8 protein-coding genes are annotated in these 17,465 nt (G+C 66.4%); 6 read left to right on the forward strand and 2 right to left on the reverse strand.

What is annotated here, in order from left to right:
• The first annotated feature begins 1 nt into the window (after nucleotide 1).
• The 4 genes from AC10V3_RS25595 to AC10V3_RS25610 all read left to right on the forward strand — a co-directional run bounded on the left by AC10V3_RS25595 (nucleotide 2) and on the right by AC10V3_RS25610 (nucleotide 14,281).
• Nucleotides 2–3,442, forward strand: a complete 3,441-nt coding sequence (locus AC10V3_RS25595; protein WP_454752864.1) for a DUF6603 domain-containing protein — start codon at nucleotides 2–4, stop codon at nucleotides 3,440–3,442.
• 8 nt (nucleotides 3,443–3,450) lie between these two features.
• Nucleotides 3,451–6,666, forward strand: coding sequence for a hypothetical protein (locus tag AC10V3_RS25600; protein ID WP_490924186.1), 3,216 nt, complete (start codon nucleotides 3,451–3,453; stop codon nucleotides 6,664–6,666).
• Nucleotides 6,659–12,451, forward strand: coding sequence for a hypothetical protein (locus AC10V3_RS25605; protein WP_490924187.1), 5,793 nt, complete (start codon nucleotides 6,659–6,661; stop codon nucleotides 12,449–12,451). The genes AC10V3_RS25600 and AC10V3_RS25605 overlap by 8 nt, the downstream gene beginning before the upstream one ends.
• A 75-nt stretch (nucleotides 12,452–12,526) precedes the next feature.
• On the forward strand, nucleotides 12,527–14,281 hold the full coding sequence (locus tag AC10V3_RS25610; protein WP_349606114.1) for a hypothetical protein: 1,755 nt from the start codon (nucleotides 12,527–12,529) through the stop codon (nucleotides 14,279–14,281).
• 318 nt (nucleotides 14,282–14,599) lie between these two features.
• Here the strand turns inward: AC10V3_RS25610 and AC10V3_RS25615 are convergent, their stop codons facing one another.
• The gene (locus tag AC10V3_RS25615; protein WP_454753535.1) at nucleotides 14,600–15,352 is read right to left on the reverse strand and encodes a DUF1643 domain-containing protein; all 753 of its coding nucleotides are present in this window, start codon (nucleotides 15,350–15,352) and stop codon (nucleotides 14,600–14,602) included.
• On the opposite strand from AC10V3_RS25615, the gene AC10V3_RS25620 reads away from it, so the two are divergent.
• Complete coding sequence (locus tag AC10V3_RS25620; protein WP_349606118.1) at nucleotides 15,239–15,478, forward strand: hypothetical protein; 240 nt, start codon at nucleotides 15,239–15,241, stop codon at nucleotides 15,476–15,478. The genes AC10V3_RS25615 and AC10V3_RS25620 overlap by 114 nt on opposite strands.
• A 71-nt stretch (nucleotides 15,479–15,549) precedes the next feature.
• Nucleotides 15,550–15,858, forward strand: coding sequence for a hypothetical protein (locus AC10V3_RS25625; RefSeq protein WP_022535017.1), 309 nt, complete (start codon nucleotides 15,550–15,552; stop codon nucleotides 15,856–15,858).
• A gap of 317 nt (nucleotides 15,859–16,175) precedes the next feature.
• Here AC10V3_RS25625 and AC10V3_RS25630 read toward each other — a convergent pair.
• Nucleotides 16,176–17,353 (reverse strand): IS3 family transposase gene (locus AC10V3_RS25630; RefSeq protein WP_490924188.1). Its coding sequence is split into 2 segments (ribosomal slippage): nucleotides 16,176–17,086 and nucleotides 17,086–17,353, totalling 1,179 coding nucleotides; the frame shifts between segments, so codons are not numbered across the junction.
• Nucleotides 17,354–17,465: the final 112 nt, after the last annotated feature.

The raw sequence follows: 17,465 nt of genomic DNA on the forward strand, positions 1-17,465 counted from the left end.
CATGGCTGACGCGCTGCAGAACATCCTCACCGGCGCCGGCCTGGCGATCGCACCGCTGCGCGAGATCGACACGCCCGACAAGGCGGTCGTGTTCTTCCGGCAGCTCGGTTATGAATTGCCCGCAGGCGCCTTCGGCAGCGCGCTCTCCACCCTGGGCACCGAGGCTACGGGACTGGTGGCGGCCGTCGATACGCTGGCCAATTCCACCGGCGAAGCCGGCGTCGCCGCCGCGATCGTCAACCTGCTCGGCAAGCTCGGCACCACCATCGATGCGATCCGGCAGCTGCATGTGCAGGTGCAGGCCGGCGGCGGCGCCGGCGTGCCGGATATCGGGGACCTGCCGCGTCGCCTGACGGATTTCCTGGTGCTGGACTATCTCCACGCGCAACGGCCCGAAGCCCATGGCGTCTTTCATCTGCTTGGCCTGATCGAGCACGAGCCCGGCGCGGCAAGCGGGACGCCGGCGCGGCTGATCAACTGGGACCGGTTCGGCAAGTTCATCACCGAGCCGGGCAGCATCGCCAACGAGGTCTACCAGTGGGACACCGATTTCAATGTCGGCAAGTTCCTCGGCCGCCTCGAACAGATCATGCGCGCGGCCGGCCTGCGCGGCGGCTTCTACGGTCAGGCCGACGCCACGCGCACGGCGCTGGCCAACACCGGAGCCGACCTTGCCGAGCTGCGCGTTCCGCTGCTGCAGAAAGGACTGACGCCGGTGACTTACAGCCAGTTCGGCATCACGTTCTCTCCCGCCGAGCCCGCCGGGGGCAAGAAGCGAGGCATCGCGCTGCTGCCCTACCTGATGGGGACCACCAGCTTCGATTTCGGCGTCTGCGAACGCGGCGAGCTCGTGTTCGATGCCTCGGGCGAGATCCGTGGCGTGGGCGTCGTCATCCGTCCGCCCTTCAACGCCGAGGGCATGCTGAACCTGACCGGCGCCTTCAGCGCCGCGCTTACCATCCGGGAAAAACCGGCCCAGGCCGAAGAGCTGGTGCTGATCGGCTCGCGCGGGGGCACGCGGCTGTCGATCGAGGGGCTTGGCATCAAGTGGTTTATCGCGGGCGACGCGCAGCAAGTGGACGTCGGCGTCGAGGGCCAGGCCCAGGCCCTGCGGCTGGTGATCGCGCCGGGCGAGGGCGATGGCTTTCTCCAGAAGATGCTGTCCGGCGTAAACATCCAGGCGGAAGCGGGCTTCGGCTTCGGCATGAGCCTGCAATCCGGGTTCACCTTCCACGGCGGGGCGAAGTTGGGCCTTGAACTCGGCACCCACCTCGAGATGGGGCCGGTCAAGATCGAGGCGCTGCGCTTCGCTTTGGCTCCGAGCGCGAGCGACGTCGCGCTCGAGGCCGGCGCGGTGCTGAAATTCGAGCTCGGGCCGCTGCAGGCCGTGGTTGAGAACATCGGCCTGCGCACGGTGGTGCGCTTTGCGCCCGGCAATATCGGCCCGGCCGACCTCGGGGTCGAATTCAAGCCGCCCAACGGGGTAGGCCTGTCGCTTGAGGCCGGCGGCTTCAAGGGGGGCGGCTACCTGATGTTCGATGTCGACAAGGGCGAGTATGCCGGTGCGCTCGAACTCGATTTCCAGGGCCTGTTCTCGGTCAAGGCCATCGGCATCATCAATACCAAACAGCCGGACGGCTCGCCGGGCTTCTCGCTGCTGATCGTGATCGCGGCGGAATTCACGCCGATCCAGCTCAGCTTCGGCTTTACCCTGAACGGCGTGGGCGGGATCATCGGCCTGAACCGCACCATCGCGGTGTCGGCGCTGGTGGAAGGGGTCCGCACCAATGCCATCAAGAGCATCCTGTTCCCGCAGGACGTGGTGGCCAACATCAATCGCATCATCAGCGATATCCGGCAGTTCTTCCCGCCGCTGGACGATCATTTCGTGGTCGGGCCGATGGCCAAGCTGGGCTGGGGAACGCCCTCGATCATCACGGTGGAGCTGGGGCTGCTGCTCGACCTCCCCAATCCGATGTTCGCCATCGTTGGCGTGCTGCGCGCGGTGCTTCCCGCCGAGGACGCGCCGATCCTCAGGCTCCAGGTCAACTTTATCGGGGTGCTCGACTTCGATCGCGGCTATCTGTTCTTCCGCGCCGACCTGGTCGATTCGCGGCTGCTGGTCTACACCATTACCGGCAGCATGGCGCTGCTGGTGTCCTGGGGAGAACAGAAGACCTTCGCCCTCAGTGTCGGCGGCTTCCATCCGGATTTCCGCGACATCCCGACCATTCCGGCGCTGCCGGACGGCCTGCGCAACATGGCGCGCATCGGCATCAGCCTGCTGTCCGACGACAATCCGCGCCTGAAGGTGGAATCGTACTTCGCCGTCACCGCCAATACGGTGCAGTTCGGCGCAAAGGTCGAGCTCTATGCGGAGGCGATGGGATTCAACGTCTACGGCTTCCTCGGCTACGACGTCCTGTTCCAGTTCGAGCCGTTCCGCTTTATCGCGCGGCTGTATGGCGGCATTGCGCTGCGCGAGGATACCTCCGTCATCGCCGGCATCAATATCACCGCGCAACTGTCGGGGCCTACGCCGTGGGATGCGAGGGGCGAAGCCAGCCTGACCATCCTGTTCTTTGACATCAGCGTCGATTTCCATGTCACCTGGGGCGATCCGGCGCCGGCCATCGGCAACCAGACCGAGGACCTGCTGGAGCGGCTCCAACGCGAGATCGCCGACACGCGCAACTGGCGTGCGGAACTGCCGGCCAACCATCACCTGCACGTCAGCCTGCGCAAGATCGACGAGGCGGACAGCGCTTCGCTGCTGGTCATCCACCCCATGGGCGTGCTGACCTTCAGCCAGCGCTCGTTTCCGCTCGAGAACTACCTGATCGAGAAATTCGGCAACAAGGCACCGCTGAACGTCAACAAGTTCCGGCTCAGCAATGTCAATGCCAACGGGGGGGACATTCCCGCCAACTTCCAGGACACGCGCGAGCAGTTCGCGCCCGGCGAGTTCAGCAAGCTGAGCGACAGTGACAAGCTCTCGCGCCGCTCGTTCGAGGCGCTGCCCAGCGGCTTTTCGCTGACGGGAACGGGCGATCTCGTGGTACCGCTGCCGGTCCGGCGTGACGTGTCGTACGAACTGAACTACCTGCACCGCAAGGTCGTGCGCCTGGAGTTCCGGGGCCTCGTGCAGATCGCCCTGCGTGCGTATGACCGGCTGGTCAAGGGCAGCGCGGTGCGCAGGTCGGCGCTGGCGTTCCAGCAGACCCGGCCGTCGATGAACGCGCCGGAGGCGGTGGTCCTGCCGGAAGAGGACTTTGCCCTCGCCAATGTGTCGGACTTGAAGCCGCACTTGGCGGGCGCGGGCGGCGCACTGATCTTCAAGACCCAGGCCGAGGCCGCGCAGCGCCAGCAGGAGCTGATCCGCAGCAATCCGGCGCTGGCGGGACAGGTCCAGGTTGTATCCCGATTCGAATTGAACTCCTGAGGCACGAGATGGCGATCGAAGTCGCGAGATACCAGTTCCAGTCGTGGGCGCGCAAAGGCATCTCCGCCCGGATCAGCGAGCAGGACACGCTGGGGAATCCGGCGGCCGCGCTGCCGCCGGGCGAGCGCGCCTCGGTACCGATCGGCGTGTCCATCAATGGCGCGCCGCAAACGCCGAAGCCATTCGCGCTGATCGGCTCGGGCGATATCGTCGGCATCCAGCGCGACATGGTGGTGCGCACCGAGCCGCGCAACTGGATCACCAACTTCGAGCCCAACTACCTGGCCTTTATCGAGTTCTATGACGAGGATTTTCCCTGGCGCTACACACCGGCCCGGCCCGACGGCGAACGGCTGCGCCCGTGGATCCAGTTGCTGGTGCTGGAAGAGGGGGAGTTCGAGCGCGACGACCGCCGCCTGCCGCTGCCGGTGGTGACGATCAAGCGCAAGGAGGCGCTGCCGCCCGCGGACGAAAGCTGGCTGTTCGCGCATGTCCATACCGAGCAGGACATCGGGGCCAGCGAGCTGTCGGGGCTTGAGCAATACCTGAAGTCGCTGCAGGAGGCGGTCGCCAGCGATCCGGACAAGATCTACAGCCGGCTGCTGTCGCCGCGGCACCTCGCGCCGAACCGGGCTTACCAGGCTTTCCTGGTGCCGGCCTTCGAGGTCGGCCGCCTGGCCGGCCTGGGGCGCAAGACGGCCGGCATCCCTGCCCAGAAGCCGGCATGGGACGCCACCACCACCAGCGTGGAGCTGCCGTTCTATTTCGACTGGTCGTTCCGCACGGGTGAGAACACCGATTTCGAATCGCTGGTTGAGCTGCTCCAGCCGCGCATCCTCGATGCCAGGATCGGCATCCGCTCGATCGACTGCGCCGAGCCGGGTTTCGTCGTGGTCGACGGGCAGGGCCGCGAGCGGCTGCCTCCGCCTGTCGGACTGCCTGCCGCCGCGCCGCTCGTCCAGGGGCTCGAAGGCGCGCTGAAGACGGACCGCACGCAATCCCTGCCGCCAGTGTTCACGCCGAACGCATTCCAGGACGAATTGCAGATCCTGGTCAACCTGCCGGAGACCATCCAGGCCACCAACGCGCCACCGGGTTCGGACGAGTCCTTCCTGAACGATCCCATCGTGACGCTGCCGTTCTACGGGCAGAACCATGCCCGGCAGCACAAGGCGGACAAGGTGCTGCTCGATACCAGCAAGGACGGGTGGCTGCACGACCTGAACCGGGATCCGCGCACCCGTGTGCCGGCCGCGTTCGGTACCTCGGTGGTCCAGAAGAACCAGGAAGCCTTCATGCAGCGCGCGTGGCAGCAGGTACAGAAGGTCCACGAGGCGAACCACACCATGCGGCAGTACCAGTTCGTGCTGCAGGTGAGTTCGCTGTACTCGTCGGCATTCTTTGCCCGGCTCGAGCCCGCCAATCTTATCGCTGTCACCATGCCGGTCCACGCCAAGGTGCTCGGCAGCCCCACCACCATTCGCCAGCAGCTGACGGAGAGCCGCCTGGCCGCGCCAGTGTTCAGTGCGCCCGTGCGCCGCATGATCCGTCCCGGCGGCCGGCTGGCACGGCGCTTCAGCCTGAACCCGGTCGGGCTGGCGCTGGCCACGGTGGTTGGCGCGCTCAACGACGGACGGGTGACGCCGGCCCCGCCGCGTTCCGTGCCGGAGGGCATTCCGTCGCTGGAGGACGTCGCGAAGGCCATCCAGCCGCGCACTTTCCCGGGCTGGCTGCGATGGCTGATCCGCAACCGCAGCGTGGCGTTGCTGATCGCCCTCGCGCTCGTGCTGCTGCTCGGCCTGATGGCCGGGGCCTGGGTGCTTGCCGCCCTGGGCGCTGTCGCAGCGGTCGCGGCGTTCTTCTGGCTGGACCAGCAGGCGCGCCGGATCGACGCGGCCGCAACGCTTACCGACCCGGAGAAGGCGCTCGCGTCCGTGCAGCAGGTGGCGCCGCGTCCGGACTTCACCGTAGCGCTGGACCTGGACGAGGGACAGGCCGCGCCCGCGGCGACACCGGGGCCGACACCCGCCGCCGACAGCATCGAGGCGCGCAACTTCCGCATGGCCGCCATCCGGCTGCAGCAGCGCGCCGGGGTGCGCACGCCGCCCAAGGCGCCGCTGCCGGCGTTCGACCTGGCCAACGGCAATGCCAGGCTGCGGCACGCCATCGACCCGCGCGTGTCGTTTCCGCGGCGGCTGTCGGCCTTCGTCAAGCTGCCGCGATGGACCTTCGACGAGCCCGAGGAGATCGTCGACGCGATGGCCCATCCGGACTTCGAGGATCCGATGTACAGCTACCTGCGCGATATCAGCAAGGAGCTGCTGATCCCGAACCTGCAGCTGATTCCGCACAATACCATCTCGCTGCTGGAGACCAACCCGAAGTTCATCGAATCCTATATGGTCGGCCTCAATCACGAGATGGGGCGCGAGTTGCTGTGGCGCGAGTATCCGACCGACCTGCGCGGCAGTTATTTCCGGCAGTTCTGGGAGGTCAAGGGCGTGAGCAATCCCGACACGCCGGCGGATGCCGAGCAGCTGAAGGACATCACCAAGATCCACGCATGGCCGGTGGCGAGCCGGCTGGGCGCGCACAAGCCGCCGCCGGGCCCGCGTGCCGATGTCCAGCCCGGCGAGAAGCAGGTGGTGCTGGTGGTGCGCGGCGAGTTGCTCAAGCGCTATCCCAACACGGTGGTCTACGCGCAGAAAGCCATCGATGACGGCAAGGGCAACAACGTGCTGCGCGAGAGCGATCCCACGCCGCACCAGCTCGATATCGAGTTCAAGTTCCCGCTGTTTCGCGCCGAGATCGAACCGGACCTGCGCTTCTTCGGCTTCGACCTGACCACGGACAAGGCCAAGGGCGAGGTCGACAGCATCGACTTCCCCGGCGACAAGCGGGGCTGGTTCTTCGTGCTTCAGGAGGTGCCGGGCGAGCCGCGCTTCGGCATGGACATCAGCTACAAGCCCACGCGCAACGCCACCCCGCAGACCTCCGACGATCCGCTCGATACCTGGGCCAATCTGGCCTGGAACTGCTTTGGTGCCGCCGAGCCGGCCTTCGTGCCGCGCGCGCCCGCGCCGGTTTTTCCCCGCCCGGATACGGCCGAATTCAGCCAGCATCCGTGGGGCGTCACGTCGGCGCAGATGGCCTACGCCCTGTTCCAGAATCCGGTGATGGTAGCCGTCCACGCAGGTGAAATGCTGGAGCTGACGCATGCCTGAGTTCAACGAACAGCTCGAAGCCATCGCCGTGGTGCGCACAAACTGCCGCCGGCATGAAGACGACCTTTACACAGCGCGCATCGGCCTCGCCGGCGTCAGGAAGCAGATACGGCGGGCGGAGCAGGGGCAAACGAGCGCGCAGCCGGATGGGGATGGTGATGCGGCGATACTGCGGGCGCAGGTGGCGGAAACCCAGGCACGCCTCGCGGCAACACGGGAAGCGGTGCGCAAGACCGAAGCCTGGCTCGCGCGCCTGCGCGAGCAGGAACGGCTGGTGGCGCACCTGGAGCAGCATATCGCCGCGGCTGGCCGCAGGTCTGCCAGCCTGCGCGAACAGCTGGAAGCGTCGAACCGGCGCGCGCCGCCCGACAAGGAAGAGATCGCCGGGCTGGAAACGGAACTCGCGCGGATCGGGCACACCGGCGACAATCTCCGGGCGAGCCTGTCCGCAGCGAGCGACCAACTGGGCCGCCTGCGCCAGCAGGAGGACGAGCACCAGGTCAGGCTCACGGCCGGAAGGGCCGACATGGAGGCGCAGCGGCAATCCCTGGCTGGAGCGCAGGGCCGGCTTGCCGAACTGCTGCAGCCCGCCTTTGCGGACCTGGAGACCCTGAAGGCGAGAGAGCGCGAGCTGCAATCCGCCATCGCGCAGGCCAGCGGCAGCCTGGGCCGCTGCAAGGCGGAACTGGGCGGCCTGGTCGGCGGCCTGTACACGGACCCGCATCCCCGCAAGGCGCTGGCCCGCCTTGATGACGGGACGCCGTTCCTGCTGTTCCCGGTGCGCATCGAGTCGATCTTCGTGCCGACAGGACGCGGTACCGAGCTATGGGTCCGAATCTATCCGGACGACATCGTCGTGCACACGCACGAGGCCACGCTGACCGATACCGAGGTGGCGGCGGGCGAGCTGTATTGGGTCGAGCTGGTCGCTGCCGAGCACCTGCGCGACGAACGCGACCGGCGCCGTCAGGCAGCGTGGCGGCATGTCGTGCAACTCCTCGGCGGCTCGCGCGCGGCCTGGGTGGCCCGGCAGACGCGTCCGCTGGACTGGTCCGCGCTGGCGGCCGGGGGCGCCACGCAGAACCTGGTCGCCTTCCTGCTGGCCGCGCAGGCGGATTTCTTCGATGGCCTGCTCGCGCTGCCGCTGCCGGGGGCGGTGCGCCTGGCACTGCAGCAGGCCGTGGCCGAGGAAGATGGCGATGCCTTCATCAGGCTGGTGGAGGCGCAGAAGTGGGGCGAGCGGGTGAACGAAGCCGTGCGCACGCAGATTGCCGCCTTCCCCGAACACGACCTGACCAAGACCGATGCCTGGACACGCGCGCCCCGTACCCGCGTGCTGCCGGACCGCTTCGTCTTGCTGCTCTATGGCAGCGAGACGGGGGCGCCGCGCGAGGTTCCCGGCGCGCTGGTGCCGGACACGCTGACGTTGGGCCCCGATCCGCTTGACGCCAAGGCAGCGTTCAAGGATGCCGACGGTGCGCTGACGTTTGGCGGCGAGTTCGACTGGATGTCGGACTTCGACAAGGCGGTCGAACAGGGCATGGCGTTTCGCGTGCCGCTGTCGGCGGAGGAGGCGAGCAATGGCTTTGCCCGGATCTGCGTGCTGGGCGTGATGCTGTCGGCCAGTGCGGCCGACGGCGCGGCGATGCTGGAGGAGCTGATCGCCAACCACCAGTTCAGCCCCAAGGGATTCAGCCTGGTAGCGCAAGGCACGCCGACCAACAACACCGAGCGCGACGGCAGCGGCTATTCCGACAACGATCCCTACGACGATCTGGCCTTTTTTACCGAGGCCGGCCCGCCGGCCTTCGACCCGGCGCACGCCGATCCGCGCAAGCGCCAGACCGATGGCAGGCAGATCGCCGACGTGCTGGGGATCGCCTACGGACCGCTGCAGACCGTGCGCCGCGCCGACGGCACCGATCTGCTCGAAGCGACCGCGATGAACGCGGCGCTGTTTCCGGCCACGCTGGGATACTGGCTGCGGACCTGGATGTCGCCGGTGATCAAGCCCACGACAGCCAGGCTGGTGCGCAGCTTCTTTTCCAGCTACGTGACCGGCCGCGGGCCGGTGCCGGCAATACGCGTGGGCGACCAGCCTTACGGCATCCTCGTCACCAGCGATCTGTCGCGCTGGAAATACCCGGCTCGCGAGGGCGGCATTGCGGGTGTGCTGCTGTTCGACGAGCTGACGCCGTTCCTGGAAGACCTGCACGCGCTGCTGGCCCGCTTCGACAAGACCTGGCACGGCATCGCGGCCACGCTCCCGTTCGCGGGCAAGCCCGGCACCGATCCCTCCGAGGTGCTGATGCACCTGCTCGGGCTGCATCCCACCTCGGTCGAGTTCTACCAGCGCATCGGCTATAGCGACGAGTACCTGCGCAACCTGGACAGCTTCAGGGATCGCGGCCGCTACGCCAACGAGCTCGCCTCGCTGATCTACTCGATGCCGGCCAGTGCTCGCCTGTATCTCGAGAACCTGGGCTTTCCGCCGCAGATGAGCGATGTCAGCCGCATGAAGAGCCTGCACGTGCTGTGGCAGCACTACACCACTGCGCTGGATGCGCCCAACCTGGTCGACAGCAGGCCGCCATCGGAAAGCGCCCGGCTTGCGCTCAACTATGTCGACTGGCTGGCCAGGGCGGGCAGCTTCGACACCATCCTCAAGGAACAGTTCGACGGCGCCAGGCCGTCGTCGCTGCTCTACCTGATGCTGCGCAACGCCGTCCTGCTGCAACTTCATCATGGCGCCTACGACTGGTTGCGCGCGCGCGGCGATTTCGAGCCGGCGCTCGAACAGGCGGTGCGCGCCACGACGCTGCCCGGGATGCGCGCGGCGTCGCCTACGCTGTCGAAGCTGGAGGTCATGTCCGCCAGGGTGGGGGCGGTCCAGCCGGGCCACGCGCTGGCAGCGGCCTCGGTCGCCGATGCGATCTGGCGCGGCTATGAGGTGGCCGACGTCGAGGCTGGCTTCGTCGCCGAACAGAAGCAGGCCCTGGCGGTGCTTGCCGATGCCACCACCGCGGCGCTGGAGCGCGCCTTTGTCGAGCATCTCGACTGTTGCCAGTACCGGCTGGATGCGTGGGAAACCGGCCTGTTCACACAGCGGCTGGCGCAGCAGCGCCGCCTTGGCGCCGACGACCGCCGCACCGGCATCTATCTTGGCGCCTTTGGCTGGGTGGAGAGCGTCAAGCCGGCAACCAAGGTCTTCCTGGCGTCGGAATCGTTGCCAGAGTCGCTGCGTCCTGACGATGCGCGGCCAATCCTGGAGGAAGACGATGCCGTCGCGGTTCCCGGCGCGGCACCTGGATCAAAGCGCGGCGGCTTCATGCATGCGCCGTCGATCAACCACGCGGCGGCCGGCGCAGTGCTGCGCAACGCCTATCTGAGCCACGCCGATCCGGCCAGGGCGGAGATGTTCTCGGTCAACCTCTCGTCCGAGCGGGTGCGGCGCGCGGATTTCGTGCTGCAGGGCATGCGCAACGGGCAAGCGATCGAGGCGCTGCTGGGCTACCAGTTCGAGCGCGGGCTGCATGACCGCACTTCCGCCAGCGCGGCGCGCGGAGATGTGCCCGTGCTCGAACTCAACCAGTTCATTCTTCCTTACCGCCAGGCCTTTCCTTTCGAGGCGCGCGAAGTGGTGCAGGCCGGCACCGGCGATCCCAGCGACGCGCTGCCCGCCTACAGCGTGGTCAACGGCTTGCGCCTCGCCACGGCGGCGATGTCGGCCGCCGACGGCTATGGGTTGTCCGCCATCCTGCCCGCTGCGCAGCGGCCCGATGCGCAGCAGGGCGCGGCCGTCCTGGCCGAGCGCGATGCGTTACGCGACACGCTGGACGCGGTCAAGGACCTGCTGATGGCGGAGAACGCCTATCAGCTGGTGCAAGGCAATTTCGATCGGGTCGGGGCGGTCTCGCTGGCGCAGAAAGAAGCGCGGGTGCCGCCGGCGCTGCAGGTCATCGACACGCCGCGGGGGACGGAATTCACGTTTACCAACCGGCTGACCGTGCATTTCGATGATCTCGACCCAGCGACGGTGCAGGCCAATCCCTGGCCCGAGATGCCTATGACGCCGCGGGCGCGCGCCGAGACGGGCTTGAACCACTGGCTCGGCTCGATCCTGGCGCCGTCTCCGGCCAAGGTCCTGTGCGAAATAGCGCGCGAAGGCGGTGCCGACAGGCATGCCGTGAGCCTGGCGGATCTGGGCATCCAGCCCCTGGACTTCGTCTGCATAACCTCCATTGCGCCGGAAGGCACCGGCGGCGCGACCGAGCTGGAAACCCGGATCGCCTACCAGTACCGGCGCGCCCATGGCATTGACGACGACGAAGCGGTGCGCGTGGCGTTCAACCCACCAGTCGCATCAGGCGAGCGCACGTTCGCGCAGTTGTTCCCACTGGCGCGCCAGCTACGCGCGATGGTGGCAGAGAGCCGGGCGGCCAACGCTCGGGATTTCATGCCGGCCGCCGGCGGCAAGGCGACGGCGATTCCGGTGGACAAGGACAATCCGGACGGCTACGACACCGCCGACCTGCGCGCCCGCGTGCAGGGGGCCTTCGACATGCTCAAGACCCTGGCCGATGCCCTCGACGGTGCCGTTGCGCCCAGCGTGCAACTGGTGCTGCTGAACGATCCGGATGACCCCGCCGACGACGAGTCGTTTTCCGGCAAGCTTGGCGCCGCTTTCGACAAGCTGGAGGAAGCCGAACTGGAGTTCACCGACGACAAGGCGCTGACGGTCGCTTTCCTGGTTTCCGACGCCGAGACGCTTGCCGCGACCCTGCGCGCCGTCGCGGATTTCGGAGTCAGCGACGCGTTCCCGCCGCAGGCCGATCTCACTGCGGCCGCGGCGAGGTCGGAACTTCTGGCGCGCGCGCACCGCATCGCCCGGCGCCTGCGGCGAAGCGTCCAGAAAGACGGCGTGCTGGACCGTGCCGGCGAACTGATCGGCAAGGCCACGCCGGCAACACCGGTCGCCGAGCAGGTCCGGCTCTTGCTCGAGGCGGGCAAGCTGGTGTTCGGGGAAACCTTGCGGATCCTGCCGGCCTTCCATTGCTACAACGATGCCGACCTTGCGCTGGCGGACTCGGCGCGCGGGCAGCTTCTGGCGCACGCGGTCGCGGCAGTGCCGGGCGCGAGCGCCGGCGAGATCGTCGACGAGTGGCTGCAGGCGCTGGCGCGCGTGCGCCCCCAGGTGCATCGCTGGGAAGTCATCCGCGTGCTGGCAGAGGCGATGAACGATGTCGCGCTCGACATGCTGCCGGTACAGGTGCCCCATCGCAACCAGGATAGCTGGCTGGCGGTGGAGTTCCCGGAGAAGGATCCGCTCGACCCGTCCCGGGCTTTCGGGATTTCTCGCGATACCTTGTCGATCGCCGCGCACGGCGCCTCCGCGTTCAAGCCCGGCATGCGCCAACGGGCCATCCTGCTCGACGAATGGACCGAGGAGATTCCGACGGAGCAGGAGATCACCGGCATTTCGTTCCGCTTCAACCAGCCCAACGCGGCGCCGCCGCAGACTTTGTTGCTCGCGGTGACGCCGGAAGAAACCGGTTCATGGAGCTGGGACGCCTTGGCCGGCACGCTAGTCGATACGCTGGGCCGCGCCAAACGGCGCGCGGTGGAGCCGGCGCAGCTGGAGAAGCAGGGCCTGATATGGAATGCGTTCGCGCCGGCGTTGGTGTCGGAGTTCAGCACATTGATGGAGGCCGACGTATCACTCGACCTGATGCTGATGCTGGACTATATGCAACTGACCGAGTTCTACACCGCGGGCACGCGGTGAGGGGAACCTATGCCAAACACCAGACTGACACTGTCGCAACTCACCGGCGCCGAGCGCTTCCGCTTGCCACGGATAGTGGCGTTCAACCGGCTCGAATCGCGGCCGCGCACCCTCGATTTCACGCGCAGCCTGCGCGCGGAGGTGCGCGATCCGCTCTGGATGCTGACCCGCCAGTGGCAGTTCGGTGAGTTCCAGGGGGAGGATGCCGCCTCGCCCGTCACCTCCCGCATCGCCTACCGCCACCAGCCGATCGACCGGGTCGCGCTGGCCGATGGCGGGGCCGCGCCCTTCGATCCGCAAGCCATCGCGCTCGAAACCTATGTCGAGCGCGAGCCGATTCCGCTGGTCCTGCGGGAACTAGTCAGTGGGGAGGTCTACAGCGATACGGTGTTCGCCGTGCGATGGGGCAAGCAATTCCTGAAACGGCTGCGCGCGGCCGGCCTGGACGGCCACTACCCGCTGTATCTCGGCCGTTTTCCGCTGCGCGTGCTGCCGGTGGCCCCGCCACCGGGCGATCCCGCGCGCAAGGTCGAGGACACCGACGCCGAGCAGGTCCGCACCGCGTTGGCGGGGCAAATCGCGGATGGCGTTGCGATCGTGCGCGCCGTACAGGCAGGCACGCATGACGGCTGGCTCGACGGCGAACCCGGCGGCGACAAGGACCAGCTCAAGAGCATCGCGGCAGCGTTCGCGCAATCCTGCACCGCCGCCATCGGCCGCATGTTCGCGCAGCCGGAAGAGGCGGGCGGTGCCGCCTGGCTGCCCAATCATCTCGAATACCGCTTTGCGCTCGCCGGGCCGCCCGAGCCGGATGCGGCCGAGCCGGTGCTGCTGGCCGAGCAGTACCACGAGGGGCGACTGGACTGGTACTCGTTCGACCTGGTCGGCGGCCGCAAGCTGCCGCTCGAGGACGACCCCGCTCCGGCGGCGCCGCCGGAGGAAGTCGAATCCTTCCTGCCCGGCCCGGTCCGCTTCAAAGGCCAGCCGCGGCCGCGCTTCTGGGAGATGGAGGAGTCGCAGACCGATTTCGGCAAGATCGAGACCTCGGCGACCGGGCTGCTTCATCTGATGCTCGCCGAGTTTGGCCTGATCTATTCCAACGACTGGTTTATGCTGCCGCATCCGATGCCGGTCAATACGCTCTGCGAAATCCGCGGCATCGTGGTGGACGATACCTTCGGGCGGCACACCTATATCCGTCCGGCAGGCCGGGCACCGGAAACCGCCTGGCAGCGCTTCGCGCTGTTCCACCTCACCGAGCGCGACCGCCGCGACGCGGCCAGCCGCTTCTACCTGGTGCCCGCGGTCGGCCACGTCCTCGAAAGCCCGCCGATCGAGCGCGTCAATTTCATGCGCGATGAAATGGCTAACATGGCGTGGGGCGTTGAAAGCATCGTGCCTTCGCAGATGGGGACGGGGATGAGCGGCAATGACCAGTCGCGCGTCCGTGAGCCCGCCCCGGCCGCCGCGGCAAGCGAGGAAGCGAAGATTCGCTACCTTGCCGGCAGCACGGCCCCCAGGAACTGGATACCCTTCATCCCCGTGCATCTGGAGGACAGCGTGAGTGAAGTCCGCCTGCAGCGCGCCCGGATGGCGGGTGCCGCACCGCCCCGTGGCCGGTTGCTGCGCGAACCCGGCTCGCCGTACTTCATCGAGGAGGAAGAGATCCCGCGTGCCGGCATCTATGTCGAGCGGTCCTGGCAACGTGCGCGCTGGATCGGTGGGCGCACGCTCACCTGGGTCGGCCGGCGCAAGTCCGCCGGCCGCGGCGAGGGGTGGAGCGAACTCGTGTTTGACCGAATCATCGAGCGCACGACGCAGGATGCCTAGGACCCTGGCATGTTAAAGGCAACGCTGACCCAGTCTTTCCGCTCCGTCGCATCAGGAGAATCGCAGCAGCCAGCAAGGGCGCCGTTTTTTTTCGGAGCGAACGCAGTTTGCGGCCTGCCGCTCCCGCACCGTGCGCCGTAGCTACGGGAAGGCGCATGGGACGCTGAAACGGAGCGAGGGAGCCCGTGAGAGCGTGACGGGCTAGCGCGGCAGGAAGAAAAAGGTAAGGGCCAGGGCGAAATAGACGACCAGGAGTTGCGTTCGCATTGAGAGTAGTTAGCGCGGCCGTAGCGTCCGGGGATTACTGCATTCGATCGGCTACAGCGGTACGCCAACCGAACACCGTGCCTGCTCAAAGTCATGGCCTGGCATTGAGCCGCTGGCGGATCTGCCAAGCCAGCATGTCAACCGAGCGCGTGGCCGGGGCGAAACGAAAGCGACCTGGCGCGATCGACTGCCCGAGACGCATCCATCCGTCAGGGAATATGCAGACGTGCAAATCATCGTTAATGACGACAATGCCAGCCAGCCCTGGATGGGTCGTGACCCCGCGGCAGGGAATGCCGAGGCGCTCCAGATGACGTCGCACGGCAGTTGCTCGCATGGGACACCTTGGTTGGGGCCCATATTCTGGGTCCAGCGCCGGCGGCAGGTCGGTGCGCACGCCCACCGACGGACTCTGTGCCAGGCGCGAAGCGTCAACACCCCTCGGGCCGCGAGATCAAAATCAAAGCCACCCCTGCAGCACCGCGTGATCGTCGGGTCGTTGACTTGGTGGTCGGCCGTCGATGGGTTGAGCATGATGAGGCCCAGCGTCGGCCGGCTGGCATCCCAGTGGCGCCAGAGGCGATAGCGGTATTGCTCGCAGTCGGAGGGGACGCAGCCGGCCTCGCCGTCGAGGGTCTGGGTTGTCATGTGCTTCATGCTACGATCCTTGCAACGGAGAGGGGCGCCACCATGAGCGAAGTCAGTACGTACCAGTATCGCGGCCATGCGATTCAAATTGCGGTAACTGAGAAGGGCGGGAATTGCTCGCTGAGCGTCCAGATTGCTTGTGCGGCAGAAGGGCATCTGCCCGTCTCGTCTTGGACGGGAAAGGAAGCGGGTACCGTCGAAGCTGTGGTAGGTCGCTCGCTTTCTCGCGCTAAACGGGTAGTCGATGTGTCGCTCGGCGAAGCTGCCGAATGTGGCAGGTAGAATGATCCAACCCGTGCCGGTCGGACACTTTGGTTTGATGATGAACTCGGTCATGACAGCTCCTGCTCCGCTTGCCGCTCAAAGTACTGGGGTATCGTGTCGAACTGGAAGAAATCGACGCCCATCTGCGCGCTGTTTCCGGCGCCGATGTCGTCGGCTCTGTTGCCTGGCCGCTGGCGGACGGCATGGCGCGCGGCATTGTCTGCTTTGTCGGCGCTTTAACCATCGATGCCGAGCAGGTCATCAACGCGCTCAGGACTCGGATTCCGCCGTACATGCTCCCAAGCCGGGTCATTCCCCTGGAAAGCATGCCGCTCAATTTGAGTGGCAAAGTTGACCGACGGGCGCTGCATCAATGGCTCGAAGACTCCGCCGCATGATGCCGATCTCACCCCAGGCCGAACACGAGGCACCATCGGCTCACGGCAAAGTGCCAGATACCCCCGTCTGCCGCGCTTTCGCATTCCTGCTATCGACGCGTCGGAGCCATTCATCGCGCGTGCCCAAACGACAAGCGGGCAATTGTTCATCCTGTTGTCGGCCATGCTGGTCGTCACGCCCCATTTCGGCGGCTGGGCGGCGGCGCTGGCCATCGGCGCGGCCATGGCGTGCTGCTGTCAGGCCAAATTCGCGTGACGTCATCCTGCTTGCCGCCACCTGGACCAGCGCTTTCCTTTACACAGGACCGGTGTAGTGGTCAAGTTATTTCGGACAGGCAGATAGGTTCTTTCACTGTCGTTTCCGTCTCGTAGGCGGCGGGCGACAGATAGCCCAAAGTGGAGTGCAAGCGCACCGGATTGTAGAAAGCGATGATGTACTGGTTGATGTCGCGCCGTGCCTCATCGTGGTTGGCGTACTGCCGCTGCCACACGCGTTCCATCTTGAGGTTCAGGAAGAACCGTTCCATCACCGAATTGTCCCAGCAATTTCCCTTGCGGCTCATGCTGCAAACCACGTGATGCTGCTTGAGCAACGCCTGGTATTCATCGCTCGCGTACTGGCTGCCCCGGTCGGAATGCAGGACCAGTCCCGGCTCTGGCCGGCGCTGCTGCAACGCCATGGTCAGTGCCGACATGACCAGTCCGGCCGGCATGGTGGGAGCCATCGACCAGCCAACCACACGACGCGAGTACAGGTCCAGCACGACCGCCAGATACAACCAGCCTTGCGCCGTGCGGATATACGTGATGTCCGAAACCCACGCGCGATTGGGCTCGGCCACGTCAAACTGCCGGTCGAGCACGTTCGCTGCCACAGGTAGCGTATGCCTGCTGTCGGTCGTCGAGACGAACTTGCGCTTCCATCTCGCGCGCAATCCCGTTTCGCGCATTAGCGTGCGGACCCGATAGCGGCCAATACGTAGTCCTTGTGCCCTCAGCGCATGCATCACGCGCCGGCTGCCGTAGTTCGCACCACTGGCAGCAAACGCTGCCTTGACGTGGGTCTGTTCCTGCAGGCTCTTTGCGCTCGGCTTGGCACGCCGGTGCGCATAGTAGCCAGAGCGGCTCACCTGCAAAACCCGGCAGGCATTACTGACCGATACGGCCTCCTGTTGCAAGTGAGTTACCACGCGATAACTCACTTCAGTTCTCGTGCAAAGAAGGCCGACGCTTTTTTTAACAGCGCATTGTCCTCGCGCAGTTGTCGGTTCTCCGCTTCGAGCTGCCGAATGCGCTGCTGTTCGGCCGTCAGCGGTTTGCCCTCGCCCGGGCCGCCGGCGCGCTCGGCGTCGTATTGCGCCACCCAGCGGCGAACGGCCGTCTCACCAAGTTCCATCGACCGGCAGACTTCGCTGACCGATAATCCCTGGTCTCGTACCATCCGTACCACTTCCAGCTTGAAGCTGGCGTCAAATTGTCGGCGCCTTCTTGTCATCTAGCTCTTTCCTCGTCGATTCCGGATTGTCCTCCTATCGACCTGTCCAAGGAAATTAGACCACTACACGGAACCTATGCAAGGCGACCTTCCGTTTTTTCGGCCCAAGGCC

Source organism: Cupriavidus sp. PB-02, assembly GCF_058252315.1.